The sequence below is a fragment of the Pseudomonas sp. Y5-11 genome (genome assembly GCF_022368695.1).
Taxonomy (GTDB): domain Bacteria; phylum Pseudomonadota; class Gammaproteobacteria; order Pseudomonadales; family Pseudomonadaceae; genus Aquipseudomonas; species Aquipseudomonas parakoreensis.
Genome location: NZ_CP058974.1, coordinates 1,337,017 through 1,353,188, shown reverse-complemented (window position 1 = coordinate 1,353,188; position 16,172 = coordinate 1,337,017). Strand labels below are relative to the sequence as shown.

The window sequence follows — 16,172 nt, the reverse complement described above, 5'->3', positions numbered from 1 at the left end:
CGGGGCTTTTTATTGCCTGAAGATCAAGATCAAAAGATCGTCCGAACGCGGCCCGAACCTGCGGCAGCTCCGACGTTTGGAATGCGCTCCTCCTGTAGAAGCTGCGGTGCTGCGATCTTTTGATCTGCCAACAAAAAGCCCCGACTCATGACGAGCCGGGGCTTTTGGTTGGAGCGCTACAACGGCTTAGCCGTTGAACACGTCATCCACGCTTTTCAGCGGGTAGTTCTTCGGATACGGCAGGGTGGCCACACCAGTCTCGATCGCGGCTTTGGCCACAGCGTCGGAGATCAGGGTGATCAGGCGCTTGTCCATTGGCTTCGGAATGATGTACTCACGGCCGAATTCCAGCGGCGCACCACCGTAGGCGTCGCACACGTCCTGTGGCACTGGCAGTTTGGCCAGTTCGCGCAGGGCGTTGGCCGCAGCCACTTTCATTTCTTCGTTGATGCGCTTGGCGCGAACGTCCAGGGCACCACGGAAGATGAACGGGAAGCCCAGAACGTTGTTGACCTGGTTCGGGTAATCGGAACGACCGGTGGCCATGATCACGTCGCTGCGGGTGGCGTGCGCCAGTTCCGGGGAGATTTCCGGATCCGGGTTCGAGCAGGCAAAGACAATCGGGTTGGCTGCCATCGACAGCAGTCCTTCAGCGCTCAGCAGGTTCGGACCGGACAGACCGACGAACACATCAGCGCCTTGCAGAGCGTCAGCCAGGCTGCGCTTGTCGGTGGCGTGAGCGAATACCGCTTTGTACTGGTTCAGGTCGTCACGGCCGGAGTGGATCACACCGGTACGGTCAACCATGAAGATGTTTTCGATTTTTGCGCCCATGCTCACCAGCAACTTCATGCAGGAGATGGCCGCAGCGCCAGCGCCGAGGCAGACGATCTTGGCTTCCGGCAGGGTTTTGCCGGCGATTTCCAGGGCGTTGATCATGCCGGCTGCGGTCACGATCGCGGTGCCGTGCTGGTCATCGTGGAATACCGGAATATCGCACTGCTCGATCAGAGCGCGCTCGATCTCAAAGCACTCAGGCGCCTTGATGTCTTCCAGGTTGATGCCACCGAAGGTGATGGAGATGCGTTTTACGGTGTCGATGAAGGCTTGCGGGCTTTCGGAGTCGACTTCGATGTCGAACACGTCGATGCCGGCGAAGCGCTTGAACAGTACGCCTTTACCTTCCATTACCGGCTTGGAAGCCAGTGGGCCGAGGTTACCCAGACCCAGAATCGCGGTGCCATCGGAAATGACTGCAACCAGGTTGCCCTTGCCGGTGTATTTGTAGGCCAGTTCAGGATCGCGGGCGATCTCGCGCACTGGTTCAGCTACGCCGGGGCTGTAGGCCAGCGACAGGTCGCGGGCGGTAGCAGTGGCCTTGGTGAGCTCGACACTCAGCTTCCCTGGACGAGGATTGGCATGATATTCGAGAGCGGCAGTTTTCAGATCAGACATTTTGGCATTCCGCTTTTTACTGTTGGACAGACTGGTCAGCGAGGATACGCGCCTCGCAAAGTCCCCACAAGACTGAGCGGTCACCCCTGTCAAGCGCCCAGTCCTACGACTTTGGGCCAAGAGCCACGGCGCACAAGGGCTGGACTGTTCACAATCGATAGAAAAAATGTCTACAATTTTTCTTCAGCGCGCACTTTGCAGCATCGACGGATCGGTCAACGGCAGCAGCCAGCGCGGTTGACCCGGTTTCAACCCGCCACGCCGCGAACGATCAACGACCCAGCCGCGAGCCTCGACCTGCCTGCCCTTCAGCGTCTGCAATCGAGCACTGTCGAATTGTCCGAGCAGATTGGGCGCAACGCGCAGTACAACCGAGCCCTGCAACTCGATCCAGATTCCGCCGCGATTGCGTTGAACCTTGCTCACACGCCCACTGACCACGGCGAAACCCGAAGCGCGGATCTGCTCCGCTTTCAGTACAGGTGACTGGCGCCAGACCCCGCGTCCAGCGGTTCGTGCACGCTGCTCGGCGGCTTGCTGACAGGCAACCAGGTCGACGTTCGGCGCCACCGCCACTTGAAAACCCAGGCCGTCGGCAAGCATTTGCGCTTCAAGATTGGCGCCGCTTGAACTGTAGACATGCGCGAGGATGCGACCGTAATGGTCTTTGGCCTGCTGGCCGGGTTGCAAACCGACCCGGCCACCGCTGTCCGCCACCAGAGCTTCAAGGCGTTTACGTGCCGCCACGGCGAAGGGTTCGTCACTGCGGCCCTGCTTGCCCAGTTCCGGGGTGTTGAGACCGATCATCCGCACGCTGCGTCCATCGCTCAGGCGCAAGGTGTCGCCGTCGACCACGCGCTGTACCGCAACGCTGCTCAGCCCTTTGGGCGCGGTGCAGAAGGCCTGGGCGCCGGACAGCCAAATCGCGGACACAAAAAAGGCGCCCACAAGGGACGCCTTTTTCATCAGCCTTGAAAAACCGTAGAGGCTTTCCAGGATGACCAATCTTACTTCTTGGCGCCGAAGGCACCGAAACGGTCGGCGAACTTCTGAACGCGACCACCGGTGTCCAGAGTCTTCTGCTTACCGGTGTAGAACGGGTGGCACTCGTTGCAAACGTCGATCGCCAGGGCTTTGCCGAAGGTCGAACGGGTTTCGAACTTGTTGCCGCAGCTGCAGGTAACAGCAACTACTGGGTAATCCGGGTGGATATCAGCTTTCATGGTGTATTCCTCAGGCTAGCGTGCCGCCACCCAACACTATTGTTGAATACCGCACGTAATTAGGCCGCGGATTCTACCAGACAATGTCAATCGCGCAAGCTGTCCCTGAGACCGACCGTCTGCTAGGCTCCCGGGCTTGAACGCACCCCCTGTGGGAGCGAGCTTGCTCGCGAATGCGTTGTGCCAGTTGATGACTTCGTGCCTGACACACCGCGTTCGCGAGCAAGCTCGCTCCCACAGTTGATCTGCGCCAAGCCTCCTTTTGTGTTGATCGAGACCCCCCCGCGTGCCCGACGCCATTCTGCGCCTCGCCCTGCCTTCGCCCCTGCGCCGCCTGTTCGACTATCGGGCCCCGGCCGGGGTGCAGCGTGCCCAGTTGCAACCGGGCATGCGCCTGCGGGTGCCATTCGGGCGGCGGGAGTTGATCGGGATTCTGGTCGAGATCACCGACACCAGCGACGTGCCGCTGGAGAAGCTCAAGCCGGCGCTGGCCCTGCTCGATGTCGAACCGCCGCTGCCGCCCGCGCTGTTCAAGCTGTGCCTGTGGACGTCGCAGTATTACCAGCACAGTCTCGGCGATACCTTGAGCTGGGCGCTGCCGGTGCTGCTGCGTCAGGGCGAACTGGCGGAGGCCCGTCAGGAGCGCTTCTGGTCTGTCGCGCCCGGCGCCAGCCTTGATGATCCGCGCATCGCCCGTGCGCCCCGGCAACGGGAAGCGCTGGCGACGCTGGCGCAACACCCGCACGGCGTGGCTCATCAGTTGTTGAGCAAATTGATGCTGAGCAAGGACAGCCTCGACCTGCTGCTGGCCAAGGGCCTGGTGCAGGTGGAAATCCGCCGGCATGCGCCCGGCGTGCGCCATGAACACTGGCTGGCCCAGCCGGAGTTGCCACTCAACACTGAACAACGCGCCGCTTACGAGGCGATCCGCGCCGGGTTCGACAGCTATCACGCGTTTCTGCTGGCGGGCGTCACCGGCAGCGGCAAGACCGAAGTCTATTTGCAACTGATCCGCGAAACCCTCGAAGCCGGCAAGCAGGCACTGGTGCTGATCCCCGAAATCAATCTCGGCCCGCAGACCCTGGCGCGTTTCGAGCAGCGCTTCAACGCACGCATCGCCCTGCTGCATTCGGCGGTCAACGACCGTGAGCGTCTCGATGCGTGGCTCGCCGCCCGTGACGGCGAGGCCGACATTATTATCGGCACTCGCTCGGCGCTGTTCACCCCGATGAAGAACCCGGGGCTGATCATCATCGACGAAGAACACGACGGCTCCTATAAACAGCAGGAAGGCCTGCGCTACCACGCCCGGGATCTGGCACTGGTGCGCGCGCGACAGGAAAACATCCCGATCGTCCTCGGGTCCGCCACGCCTTCACTGGAAAGCCTGCACAACGCCTACACCGGTCGTTATGGCCTGCTGCGCCTCAACGAGCGGGCCGGCGGTGCCAAGCAACCACGTTTCCTGCGGCTGGACGTGAAAAGCCGTCCGCTGGACAGCGGCATTTCCGGGCCGATGCAACAAGCCATCGGCCAGACCCTCGCGACGGGCCAGCAGGTGCTGGTGTTCCTCAACCGGCGCGGCTTTGCGCCGACGTTGCTGTGCCACGATTGCGGCTGGATGTCCGAGTGCTCGCGCTGCGATGCGCGAATGACCGTGCACCAGCGCTACGGCGAACTGCGCTGCCACCACTGTGGCAACGTCGAGCGCACGCCGCGCCAATGCCCCAAGTGCAACAAAGTCGATCTGCGGCCGGTGGGCGCCGGCACCGAACGCGCCGAGGAGCGCCTGGCGATTCTGTTCCCGGACTACCCGGTGCTGCGCGTCGACCGCGACAGCACTTCGCGCAAAGACGCAATGAATCAGTTGTTCGCGACGATTCAGAAGGGACAGCCGTGCATTCTGGTTGGCACGCAAATGTTAGCCAAGGGGCATCACTTCCCTCGGGTTACGCTGGTGTCGATTCTGGATGCCGACGGCGGACTGTTCTCCGGCGACTTCCGCGCCAGCGAGCGTATGGCGCAATTGATCGTGCAGGTGGCCGGGCGCGCCGGGCGGGCGGAAGAGCCGGGCAAGGTGATCATCCAGACCCACCTGGCCGACCATCCTTTATTGGTGCAATTGACCGAGCAGGGCTACTTCGCCTTTGCCGAACAGGCGCTGAGCGAGCGCCGCGCTGCGGGACTGCCGCCGTTTTCACACTTGGCCCTGTTGCGTGCCGAAGCGCACAAACCGGGGCAGGCCGAAAGTTTTCTCGATGAGGCATGCAGCGCGGCCGAGCGTTTGCTGGCCGAGCAGAATCTGGGCGGGATCGAACTGCTCGGGCCGGTGCCGGCGCCGATGGAGCGCCGCGCCGGTCGCTATCGGGCGCAGCTGTTGGTGCAGGCGGCAGCGCGGGCACCGCTGCATCGACTGCTCGCCAGCTGGTTGCTGGAATTGGAGCAGATGCCGAGCGGGCGGGCGGTGCGCTGGTCGCTGGATGTCGATCCGGTCGATTTGTACTAGCAGGTCAAAAGATCGCAGCCTGCGGCAGCTCCTAGAGAATCGAGCGTGTTTCCCTGTAGGAGCTGCCAGAGGCTGCGATCTTTTGCTTTTAATGTCACCACATATCCACATCCTGCCTGCTAAGGTTGGCAAGCCCGTCTTCGCAACGGATAATGCCCAGTTTTTCCACCCGCGCATCGATGCGCCGCCGCGCTTGCGGTCGAAAGAGAAGACCATGAAAGACACCATTCGCCAGCTGATCCAACAAGCCCTCACCCAACTCGTCAACGAAGGTGTGTTGCCTGAAGGCCTGTCGCCGGCGATTCAGGTGGAGAACGCCCGTGACAAGACCCACGGCGACTTCGCCAGCAACATCGCCATGATGCTGGCCAAGCCTGCGGGCATGAAGCCGCGCGATCTGGCGGAGAAAATCATCGCTGCGCTGCCGGCCGACGACAACGTCACCAAGGCCGAGATCGCCGGCCCCGGCTTCATCAATTTCTTCCAGAACACCCAGGCTCTGGCCTCGCGCCTCGACGCCGCGCTGGCCGATGCTCACGTTGGCGTGCGCAAGTCCGGCCCGGTGCAGCGCACTGTGGTCGACCTGTCGGCACCGAACCTGGCCAAAGAGATGCACGTCGGCCACCTGCGCTCGACGATCATCGGCGACGGCGTGGCCCGTGTTCTCGAGTTCCTCGGCGACGAAGTGATCCGTCAGAACCACGTGGGCGACTGGGGCACCCAGTTCGGCATGTTGATGGCTTACTTGCAGGAAAACCCGATCACCAGCGACGAGCTGTCCGATCTGGAAAACTTCTACCGCGCCGCCAAACAGCGTTTCGACGAATCCGAAGAGTTCGCCGACCGTGCCCGTGGCCTGGTGGTCAAGCTGCAGGCCGGCGATGCCGAGTGCCTGGCGCTGTGGACCAAGTTCAAGGACATCTCGCTGTCGCACTGCCAGAAGATCTACGAACTGCTCAACGTCAAACTGACCATGGCCGACGTGATGGGCGAAAGCGCCTACAACGACGACCTGATCAACGTGGTCAACGACCTGAAAGCCGCGGGCATGCTGGTCGAAAGCAACGGCGCCCAGTGCGTGTTCCTCGACGAGTTCAAGAACGCTGACGGCGATCCGCTGCCGGTAATCATCGTCAAGGCTGACGGCGGTTACCTGTACGCCACCACTGACCTGGCAGCCGTGCGCTACCGTTCTGGCAAACTGAAAGCCGACCGCGCGCTGTATTTCGTCGACCAGCGTCAGGCCCTGCACTTCCAGCAAGTGTTCGCCGTGGCGCGCAAGGCCGGTTTCGTGACCCATCCGATGGAAATGGAGCACATGGGCTTCGGCACCATGAACGGCGCCGATGGCCGTCCGTTCAAGACCCGTGATGGCGGCACCGTGAAGCTGATCGACCTGCTGACCGAAGCGCAGGAACGTGCCTACAACCTGGTGAAAGAAAAGAACCCGGAACTGGCCGAAGACGAACTGCGCAACATCGCCAAGGTCGTCGGCATCGGTGCGGTGAAATACGCCGACCTGTCCAAGCACCGCACCAGCGACTACAGCTTCAACTTCGACCTGATGCTGAATTTCGAAGGCAACACCGCACCGTATCTGCTGTACGCCTACACTCGCGTGGCCGGCGTGTTCCGCAAACTCGGCAAGGACTTCAGCGAAGTCGATGGCCAGATCGTCCTCGAAGCCGAGCACGAACACGAGCTGGCGGCAAAACTGGCGCAGTTTGGCGAAGTGCTGAACAACGTCGCGGAAAAAGGCACGCCGCACATCCTCTGCACTTATCTGTATGACGTCGCCGGTCTGTTCTCCAGCTTCTACGAGAACTGCCCGATCCTCGCCGCCGAGACGCCGGCCCAGATGCAGAGCCGTCTGCGCCTGGCCGCGCTGACCGGTCGTACTCTCAAGCAAGGCCTGGAACTGCTGGGCCTGGAAACTCTGGAGCGCATGTAAGTTGGCTGCCAAGAAAAAACCTGCACCCAAGCGTGGCGCCAGCCGTTATCAAGCTCCTGCAAAGCAACCGATTCCGGGCTGGCTGTGGATGGCCATCGGCCTGACAGTCGGTGCGTTCATTGTGTTTCTGATGAAACTGGAGCCGGGCAAGGGCAGCGACACGGTCAAGCGCGAGAAAGTCGAGCAGGCGCAGCAGCAGAAAGCGTCGAAGATCGCCGAGGCCAACAAGACCCCGCCGAGCCCGACGCAACCGGTGAAGCCGAAGTACGACTTCTACACCCTGCTGCCGGAATCGGAAGTAATCGTGCCGCCGGACGCCGTGCCGGAGAAAACCCTGCCGACGCCACAAGTGCCAACCACGCCGGTCACCCCGGCGGAAGCGGCGAAGATCGATACCGCACGGGCGCAGGCTGCGCTGTCGGGCATTACCCCGCCGCCAGCGCCACCGGTGGCGAAAGCGGCGCCGGTGACCAAGTTCTTCCTCCAGGCCGGTTCGTTCCGCAAAGAGGCGGACGCGGACAAGGTGCGGGCGCAGATCATTCTGCTGGGCCAGGCTGTTTCGGTTGAGTCGGGCACGGTGAAGGATGAAACCTGGTACCGCGTACTCGTTGGCCCGTTCAGCAACCGCGAACAGCTGACCACCGCACAGAAACAACTGGCGGGTAGTGGCTTCAGCAACCTGTTGTTACAACAACGCCAGAGCCGCTGACCTCTCGCCGAACGTAAATCGTTCGGCGGACTTTGGCGAGGGAGCTTGCTCCCGCTGGGGCGCGAAGCGCCCCTAAAGCCTGTAAACCCGGTGCATCAGACAGACCGGGATTGCAGGTTTACGACTGCTGCGCAGCCGAGCGGGAGCAAGCTCCCTCGCCACAGAGATTTGCACCACCCCTTCATCACCGCTCGTCCCCTCTCTGCGCCCCCTGTTGAAATTCTCTCCAGCACCCCCATATGAATGGGCATAAGGCATTTTCGCCCCGCTGCGTGGAGACTCTTCCCTTGACCACCATCGTTTCAGTCCGCCGCCACGGCAAAGTCGTCATGGGAGGCGACGGCCAGGTTTCTCTCGGCAACACCGTGATGAAAGGCAACGCGAAGAAAGTTCGTCGCCTGTACCACGGTCAGGTCATCGCCGGTTTCGCCGGTGCCACCGCCGACGCCTTTACCCTGTTCGAACGCTTCGAAGGCCAGCTCGAGAAACACCAGGGCCACCTGATCCGCGCCGCTGTCGAACTCGCCAAAGAATGGCGCACCGATCGCTCCCTGAGCCGCCTCGAAGCCATGCTCGCGGTCGCCAACAAGGACGCCTCGCTGATCATCACCGGTAACGGTGACGTGGTCGAACCCGAAGACGGCCTGATTGCCATGGGTTCCGGCGGCGCCTACGCGCAAGCTGCGGCCAGCGCGCTGCTGAAAAAGACCGACCTGTCGGCCCGTGAGATCGTCGAAACCGCCCTCGGTATCGCCGGCGACATCTGTGTATTCACCAACCACACTCAGACCATTGAGGAGCAGGATCTCGCTGAATAAGCCTGACGCGGCCTAAGTGCCACGGCTTGTTTCTGCTTGAGGACCGTCAATTACTATGTCCATGACTCCCCGCGAAATCGTCCACGAACTCAACCGCCATATCATCGGCCAGGACGATGCCAAGCGCGCCGTCGCGATTGCCCTGCGCAACCGCTGGCGCCGCATGCAGCTGCCTGAAGAGCTGCGCGTTGAAGTGACCCCGAAAAACATTCTGATGATCGGTCCGACCGGTGTCGGTAAAACCGAAATCGCCCGTCGTCTGGCGAAGCTGGCCAACGCGCCGTTCATCAAGGTCGAAGCGACCAAATTCACCGAAGTCGGCTACGTTGGCCGTGACGTCGAATCGATCATCCGTGATCTGGCCGACGCCGCGATCAAGATGCTCCGCGAGCAGGAAATGACTCGCGTGCGTCACCGTGCCGAAGACGCTGCCGAGGACCGTATCCTCGACGCACTGCTGCCACCGGCACGCATGGGCTTCAGCAACGAAGAAACCCCGAGCAGCGATTCCAACACCCGTCAGCTGTTCCGCAAGCGCCTGCGCGAAGGGCAGCTGGACGACAAGGAAATCGAGATCGAAGTCGCCGAAGTGGCCGGCATCGAGATCGCTACACCACCTGGCATGGAAGAGATGACCAGCCAGTTGCAGAACCTGTTCGCCAACATGGGCAAGGGTAAGAAGAAAGCCCGCAAGCTCAAGGTCAAAGAAGCGCTGAAACTGGTGCGCGACGAAGAGGCCGGGCGTCTGGTCAACGAAGAAGAGCTGAAGGCCAAGGCGCTGGAAGCGGTCGAGCAACACGGCATCGTGTTCATCGACGAAATCGACAAGGTCGCCAAACGCGGTAATGTCGGCGGCGCCGATGTCTCCCGTGAAGGCGTACAGCGCGACCTGCTGCCGCTGATCGAAGGCTGCACCGTCAACACCAAGCTGGGCATGGTCAAGACCGACCACATCCTGTTCATCGCCTCCGGTGCGTTCCACCTGAGCAAGCCGAGCGATCTGGTGCCTGAGCTGCAAGGGCGTCTGCCGATCCGTGTCGAACTCAAGGCGCTGAGCCCGGAAGACTTCGAGCGCATCCTCAGCGAGCCGCACGCATCGCTCACCGAGCAATACTGCGCGCTGCTGAAGACTGAAGGCCTGAACATCCAGTTCCAGCCGGAAGGCATCAAGCGTCTGGCGGAGATCGCCTGGCAGGTCAACGAGAAGACCGAGAACATCGGTGCCCGTCGCCTGCACACGCTGCTTGAGCGTCTGCTGGAAGAGGTGTCGTTCAGTGCCGGCGACCTGGCCAGCGCGCATGACGACCAGCCGATCCTGATCGACGCTGCGTACGTCAACAGCCATCTGGGCGAATTGGCGCAGAACGAAGACCTGTCCCGTTATATCCTGTAGGTCACTCTTACAGATGTAATGGAACTGTGGGAGCGAGCCTGCTCGCGAAGACGGCAGTACATTCAACTCTTGGGTTGACTGGACCACCGCATTCGCGAGCAGGCTCGCTCCCACAAGGTTCCGCACAAGACGGAAACCTGCTCATGATCCCCACCGACATCAAACTGCACAAAGCCTCGAAAACCCTGACGCTCAAGTACGCGTCCGGCGAGGAGTACACCCTGCCCGCCGAATTTCTGCGCGTGCACTCCCCTTCCGCCGAGGTCCAGGGCCACGGCAAACCGATCCTGCAATTCGGCAAGCTCAATGTCGGCCTCAGCGGCCTGGAACCGGCCGGTCACTACGCACTGAAACTGACCTTCGACGACGGTCACGACAGCGGCTTGTTCACCTGGGATTACCTCTACGAGCTGGGGCGACGTTATGACGCACTCTGGGCCGATTATCTGGCCGAGCTCAAAGCCGCCGGAAAAACCCGCGATCCGGACCAGTCGATTGTCAAGCTGATGCTCTAGTCCGAGACTCTTGCTCTTTAGAGGGCATTTTCTAAATTCATCTGTTTGAATGCTGCGCCTGGCGGTCGAGGATCGGCTGCTTGCGAAAAAAATTAAACTCGGGTAACCAATGGAGCTGGCAAGTTCCCTGCAGTGCTCTATGAACTGTAAAGCAGCTATGCAGAATTAACGGTCACCCGAGCAGTAGTACCTGGCATTGGCTGTGGAACTGCACAGCTGAAACCGGGTACTCGTCTCAGGACAATGGAGCGTCGTAGATGAGTAACAAGAATAACGATGACCTGAAGTACCAAGCCTCGGAAAACACCCTGGGGCTTAATCCCGTCGTTGGGCTACGCGGAAAGGATCTGCTGGCCTCTGCTCGAATGGTGCTGACCCAGGCCATCAAACAACCGATCCATAGCGTCAAGCACGTCACCCATTTCGGCCTCGAACTGAAGAACGTGCTGTTCGGCAAATCCGAACTGCAACCGGCCAGCGATGACCGTCGCTTCGTTGACCCGGCGTGGAGTCAGAACCCGCTCTACAAACGTTATCTGCAAACTTACCTGGCGTGGCGCAAGGAGCTCCATTCCTGGATCGACGACAGCAGCCTGTCGCCCAAAGACATCGCGCGCGGCCACTTCGTGATCAACCTGATGACCGAAGCCATGGCCCCGACCAATACCGCCGCCAACCCGGCGGCGGTCAAACGCTTCTTCGAGACCGGCGGCAAAAGCCTGCTCGATGGCCTCTCGCATCTGGCCAAGGATCTGGTGCACAACGGCGGCATGCCGAGCCAGGTCAACATGGGCGCGTTCGAGGTCGGCAAGAGCCTGGGCGTGACCGAAGGCGCGGTGGTGTTTCGCAACGACGTGCTGGAGCTGATCCAGTACAAGCCGATCACCGAGCAGGTCCACGAGCGCCCTCTGCTCGTGGTGCCGCCACAGATCAACAAGTTCTACGTGTTCGACCTGAGCCCGGACAAGAGTCTGGCGCGTTTCTGCCTGCGCAATAACGTGCAGACCTTCATCGTCAGCTGGCGCAACCCGACCAAGGCCCAGCGCGAGTGGGGCCTGTCGACTTACATCGATGCGCTCAAGGAAGCCGTCGACGTGGTCACGGCCATCACCGGCAGCAAAGACGTGAACATGCTCGGCGCCTGCTCCGGCGGCATTACCTGCACCGCCCTGCTCGGCCACTACGCCGCGATCGGCGAGAATAAGGTCAACGCCCTCACGCTGCTGGTCAGCGTGCTCGACACCACGCTGGACAGCGACGTCGCCCTGTTCGTCGACGAGCAGACCCTGGAGACCGCCAAGCGCCACTCCTATCAGGCCGGTGTGCTCGAAGGCAAAGACATGGCCAAGGTCTTCGCGTGGATGCGCCCCAATGATCTGATCTGGAACTACTGGGTCAACAACTATTTGCTCGGCAACGAGCCGCCGGTGTTCGACATCCTGTTCTGGAACAATGACACCACCCGGTTGCCGGCCGCGTTCCACGGCGACCTGATCGAGATGTTCAAAAACAACCCACTGATTCGGCCCAATGCACTGGAAGTGTGCGGCACGCCGATCGACCTCAAGCAGGTCACTGCCGACATTTTCTCGCTGGCCGGCACCAACGACCACATCACCCCGTGGAAGTCCTGCTACAAGTCGGCGCAGCTGTTTGGTGGCAAGGTCGAGTTCGTGCTGTCGAGCAGCGGGCATATCCAGAGCATCCTGAACCCGCCGGGCAACCCGAAATCGCGTTACATGACCAGCGAAGGCATGGCCGCCAATGCCGATGACTGGCAAGAGAACTCGACCAAGCACACCGATTCCTGGTGGCTGTACTGGCAGGCGTGGCAGGCCGAGCGCTCGGGCAATCTGAAGAAGGCGCCACTGAAACTGGGCAACAAGGCGTATCCGGCAGGCGAGGCCTCGCCGGGCACTTATGTACATGAGCGGTAACTGACACCACCCGACGTCCCAAACTGTGGAGTGAATTTGTGGTGAGGGGATTTATCCCCGATGGGTCGCGCAGCGGCCCCAAAACCAACTGACGCGGTGCAACTGACAAACCGCATCCATTGATTTTGCGACTGCTTCGCAGCCGATCGGGGATAAATCCCCTCGCCACAGACTCACTCCTACAGGGGAGCGGGATGAATTAATCCACAGGGCCTGAAGCATGCCGCAACCGTTCATTTTCCGTACCGTTGACCTGGATGGTCAGACCCTCCGCACGGCGGTACGCCCCGGCAAGCCTCATTTGACGCCCTTGCTGATTTTCAACGGCATCGGCGCCAACCTGGAGCTGGTGTTTCCATTTGTCGCGGCGCTGGACCCGGATCTGGAAGTGATCGCCTTCGACGTGCCCGGTGTCGGCGGCTCGTCGACGCCCAACCGGCCGTATCGCTTTCCCGGCCTGGCGAAGCTGACCGCGCGGATGCTCGACTACCTCGATTACGGTCAGGTCAACGTCATCGGCGTGTCCTGGGGCGGCGCGCTGGCGCAGCAGTTTGCTCACGACTACCCCGAGCGCTGCAAGAAGCTGGTGCTGGCAGCGACCGCCGCCGGTGCGGTGATGGTGCCGGGCAAACCGAAAGTGCTGTGGATGATGGCCAGTCCGCGGCGCTACATTCAGCCATCGCACGTAATCCGTATCGCCCCGCTGATCTACGGCGGCTCGTTCCGCCGCGACCCGACGCTGGCCGCCAGCCATGCCGCCAAGGTGCGTTCGGCGGGCAAGCTCGGCTACTACTGGCAGCTGTTCGCCGGCCTGGGCTGGACCAGCATTCACTGGCTGCACAAGATCCATCAGCCGACGCTGGTACTGGCCGGCGACGACGATCCGCTGATCCCGCTGATCAACATGCGCATGCTTGCCTGGCGGATTCCCAACGCCCAGTTGCACATCATCGACGACGGTCATCTGTTCCTGATCACCCGCGCCGAAGCCGTGGCGCCGATCATCATGAAATTCCTTGAGGAGGAACGCCAGCGCGCGGTGATGCATCCGCATCCGACCCCGCTGGGCGGCTGAATCACTGCGGCAGGCTTTATGCAGGGTTTTGAACAAAGTGCGCGGCAGGACGCCGCGCGGGCAGCAACCCGTAACAGCGACTATGGTGTTCTGGTTCGGTGAGTTTGTTTTTGACCTGAAGACGAAGGAGTGTTGAGTCATGCGCGACAAACCAGCGACGGGCGTTGTGCCCAGCCCCGCCGTGTTCATCAACGCACAAAGTGCGATCACCGGCCTGCGCGGCCGGGACCTGATCTCGACCTTGCGCAGCGTCGCCGCCCACGGTCTGCGCAACCCGATTCACAGCGCGAAGCACGCCTTGAAACTCGGTGGCCAACTCGGTCGCGTGCTGCTCGGCGAAACCCTGCACCCGACCAACCCGAACGACAGCCGCTTCGCTGATCCGGCATGGAGCCTCAATCCGTTCTACCGGCGCAGCCTGCAGGCCTATCTGGCCTGGCAAAAACAGGTCAAGAGCTGGATTGATGAAAGCAACATGAGCGATGACGATCGCGCCCGCGCGCACTTCGCCTTCACCTTGCTCAACGACGCGGTGGCACCGTCGAATACGCTGCTCAACCCGCTGGCAGTCAAGGAGCTGTTCAACTCCGGCGGGCACAGTCTGGTGCGCGGTCTGAGTCATCTGTTCGATGACCTGCTGCACAACGACGGCCTGCCACGCCAGGTCACCAAACAGGCATTCGAGGTCGGCAAAACCGTCGCCACCACCTCTGGCGCCGTGGTGTTTCGCAACGAGATGCTTGAGCTGATCCAGTACAAGTCGATGAGCGAAAAGCAATACGCCAAGCCGCTGCTGGTGGTGCCGCCGCAAATCAACAAGTACTACATTTTCGACCTCAGCCCGCAGAACAGCTTCGTCCAGTACGCGCTGAAAAATGGCCTGCAGACGTTCATGATCAGTTGGCGCAATCCAGATGTGCGCCATCGCGAATGGGGCCTGTCGACCTACGTCGAAGCGGTGGAAGAAGCGATGAACATCTGCCGGGCGATCACCGGCGCCCGCGACGTCAACCTGATGGGCGCCTGCGCCGGTGGCCTGACCATTGCCGCCCTGCAGGGGCATTTGCAGGCCAAGCGGCAGCTGCGACGCGTCTCCAGCGCGACCTATCTGGTCAGCCTGCTCGACAGTCAGATTGAAACCCCGGCCACGCTGTTCGCCGACGAACAAACCCTCGAAGCCGCCAAGCGCCGCTCCTATCAGAAAGGCGTGCTCGACGGGCGCGACATGGCGAAGGTCTTCGCCTGGATGCGCCCCAACGATCTGATCTGGAGCTACTTCGTCAACAATTACCTGCTGGGCAAAGAACCGCCCGCGTTCGACATCCTTTACTGGAACAACGACAACACCCGCCTGCCCGCCGCGTTTCACGGCGACCTGCTCGACTTCTTCAAGCACAACCCGCTGACCCATCCGGGCGGGCTGGAAGTCTGTGGCACGCCGATCGACCTGCAGAAAGTCACCGTCGACAGCTTCAGCGTGGCCGGCATGAATGACCACATCACGCCGTGGGACGCGGTGTACCGCTCGACCCTGTTGCTTGGCGGGGAGCGGCGCTTCGTGCTGTCCAACAGTGGCCACGTGCAAAGCATCCTCAACCCGCCGAGCAACCCGAAAGCCAACTACGTCGAGAACGGCAAGCTCAGCAGCGATCCACGCGCCTGGTACTACGACGCCAAACGCGTCGACGGCAGCTGGTGGCCACAGTGGCTGGAGTGGATTCAGCAACGCTCCGGCGCCCAGCGCGAAACCACGTTCACCCTCGGCAACCCGAACTATCCACCGATGGAGGCAGCACCCGGCACCTACGTGCATGTGCGCTGACGCTTAACCGAACTTTTCTAAGAAGACTGGATGAAAACCCGCGACCGGATTCTCGAATGTGCCCTGCAACTGTTCAACGAAAAGGGTGAGCCCAACGTCTCCACCATGGAGGTTGCCAACGAAATGGGGATCAGCCCCGGCAACCTCTACTACCACTTCCACGGCAAGGAGCCGCTGATTCTCGGCCTGTTCGAGCGTTTCCAGAACGAACTGACGCCGCTGCTCGACCCACCGTCGGACGTCGAGCTGGCGCCGGAGGATTACTGGCTTTTTCTGCACCTGATCGTCGAGCGCCTGGCGCAATACCGGTTTCTGTTCCAGGACCTGTCGAACCTTGCCGGGCGGCTGCCGAAACTGGCCAAAGGCATTCGTCATCTGCTCAATGCGCTCAAGCGCACCCTGGCGTCATTGCTGGCGCGGTTAAAGGCGGCAGGGCAGTTGGTCAGTGATACCCAGGCACTGGGGCAACTGGTGGAGCAGATCACCATGACCCTGCTGTTCTCGCTGGACTATCAACGGATACTCGATCGCGAGGGTGAGGTCAGGCTGGTGGTGTACCAGATCATGATGCTGGTGGCACCACATCTGCTGCCGCCGGTGAAAGTCGCCACCGAACGCATGGCCCTGCAGTATCTTGAAGATCACGAGTGATCCAGAATCAAAAGATCGCAGCCTGCGGCAGCTCCTACATTGGTCATGTTCGCCACCCATTTTTCGGTTTGGCAACGATTCTGTAGGAGCTGCCGCAGGCTGCGATCTTTTGATCTT

The 16,172-nt window shown here is 61.3% G+C and carries 13 protein-coding genes; 10 read left to right on the top strand and 3 right to left on the bottom strand.

From position 1 onward, the window contains the following. Window positions 1-186 precede the first annotated feature (186 nt). From HXW87_RS06040 to rpmE, 3 genes are all read right to left on the bottom strand, one after another. Window positions 187-1,455, bottom strand: a complete 1,269-nt coding sequence (locus HXW87_RS06040; protein WP_041074924.1) for a malic enzyme-like NAD(P)-binding protein — start codon at window positions 1,453-1,455, stop codon at window positions 187-189. Window positions 1,456-1,638: 183 nt separating this feature from the next. Further along, window positions 1,639-2,421: a thermonuclease family protein gene (locus tag HXW87_RS06035; protein WP_239778574.1), complete on the bottom strand. Its 783-nt coding sequence runs from the start codon at window positions 2,419-2,421 to the stop codon at window positions 1,639-1,641. Window positions 2,422-2,462: 41 nt separating this feature from the next. Continuing rightward, window positions 2,463-2,678 (bottom strand): 50S ribosomal protein L31, encoded by a 216-nt coding sequence (gene rpmE / locus HXW87_RS06030; protein WP_041074926.1) that lies wholly within the window; start codon window positions 2,676-2,678, stop codon window positions 2,463-2,465. A gap of 286 nt (window positions 2,679-2,964) precedes the next feature. Between rpmE and HXW87_RS06025 the strand changes: the two genes are divergently transcribed. The 10 genes from HXW87_RS06025 (at window position 2,965) to HXW87_RS05980 (ending at window position 16,055) form a co-directional block, all read left to right on the top strand. Then, window positions 2,965-5,184, top strand: coding sequence for a primosomal protein N' (locus HXW87_RS06025; protein WP_239778573.1), 2,220 nt, complete (start codon window positions 2,965-2,967; stop codon window positions 5,182-5,184). 214 nt (window positions 5,185-5,398) lie between these two features. Continuing rightward, window positions 5,399-7,135, top strand: coding sequence for an arginine--tRNA ligase (gene argS, locus HXW87_RS06020; protein WP_239778572.1), 1,737 nt, complete (start codon window positions 5,399-5,401; stop codon window positions 7,133-7,135). Window position 7,136: 1 nt separating this feature from the next. Next, window positions 7,137-7,844, top strand: coding sequence for an SPOR domain-containing protein (locus HXW87_RS06015; RefSeq protein WP_041074932.1), 708 nt, complete (start codon window positions 7,137-7,139; stop codon window positions 7,842-7,844). 287 nt (window positions 7,845-8,131) lie between these two features. Then, window positions 8,132-8,662 (top strand): ATP-dependent protease subunit HslV, encoded by a 531-nt coding sequence (gene hslV, locus HXW87_RS06010; protein ID WP_007968352.1) that lies wholly within the window; start codon window positions 8,132-8,134, stop codon window positions 8,660-8,662. Between the two features lie 55 nt (window positions 8,663-8,717). Continuing rightward, complete coding sequence (gene hslU / locus HXW87_RS06005) at window positions 8,718-10,055, top strand: ATP-dependent protease ATPase subunit HslU (RefSeq protein ID WP_047290886.1); 1,338 nt, start codon at window positions 8,718-8,720, stop codon at window positions 10,053-10,055. A 143-nt stretch (window positions 10,056-10,198) separates the two neighbouring features. Then, a complete protein-coding gene (locus tag HXW87_RS06000; protein ID WP_186448480.1) occupies window positions 10,199-10,570 on the top strand; it encodes a DUF971 domain-containing protein in 372 nt (123 codons plus the stop codon). 257 nt (window positions 10,571-10,827) lie between these two features. Further along, window positions 10,828-12,507, top strand: a complete 1,680-nt coding sequence (phaC, locus tag HXW87_RS05995; RefSeq protein ID WP_041074938.1) for a class II poly(R)-hydroxyalkanoic acid synthase — start codon at window positions 10,828-10,830, stop codon at window positions 12,505-12,507. A gap of 220 nt (window positions 12,508-12,727) precedes the next feature. Then, window positions 12,728-13,582 (top strand): poly(3-hydroxyalkanoate) depolymerase, encoded by an 855-nt coding sequence (gene phaZ / locus HXW87_RS05990; protein ID WP_041074940.1) that lies wholly within the window; start codon window positions 12,728-12,730, stop codon window positions 13,580-13,582. Between the two features lie 139 nt (window positions 13,583-13,721). Next, on the top strand, window positions 13,722-15,404 hold the full coding sequence (gene phaC / locus HXW87_RS05985) for a class II poly(R)-hydroxyalkanoic acid synthase (RefSeq protein WP_047290884.1): 1,683 nt from the start codon (window positions 13,722-13,724) through the stop codon (window positions 15,402-15,404). A 30-nt stretch (window positions 15,405-15,434) separates the two neighbouring features. Further along, on the top strand, window positions 15,435-16,055 hold the full coding sequence (locus HXW87_RS05980) for a TetR/AcrR family transcriptional regulator (RefSeq protein ID WP_047290883.1): 621 nt from the start codon (window positions 15,435-15,437) through the stop codon (window positions 16,053-16,055). The last annotated feature ends 117 nt before the right edge of the window (window positions 16,056-16,172 follow it).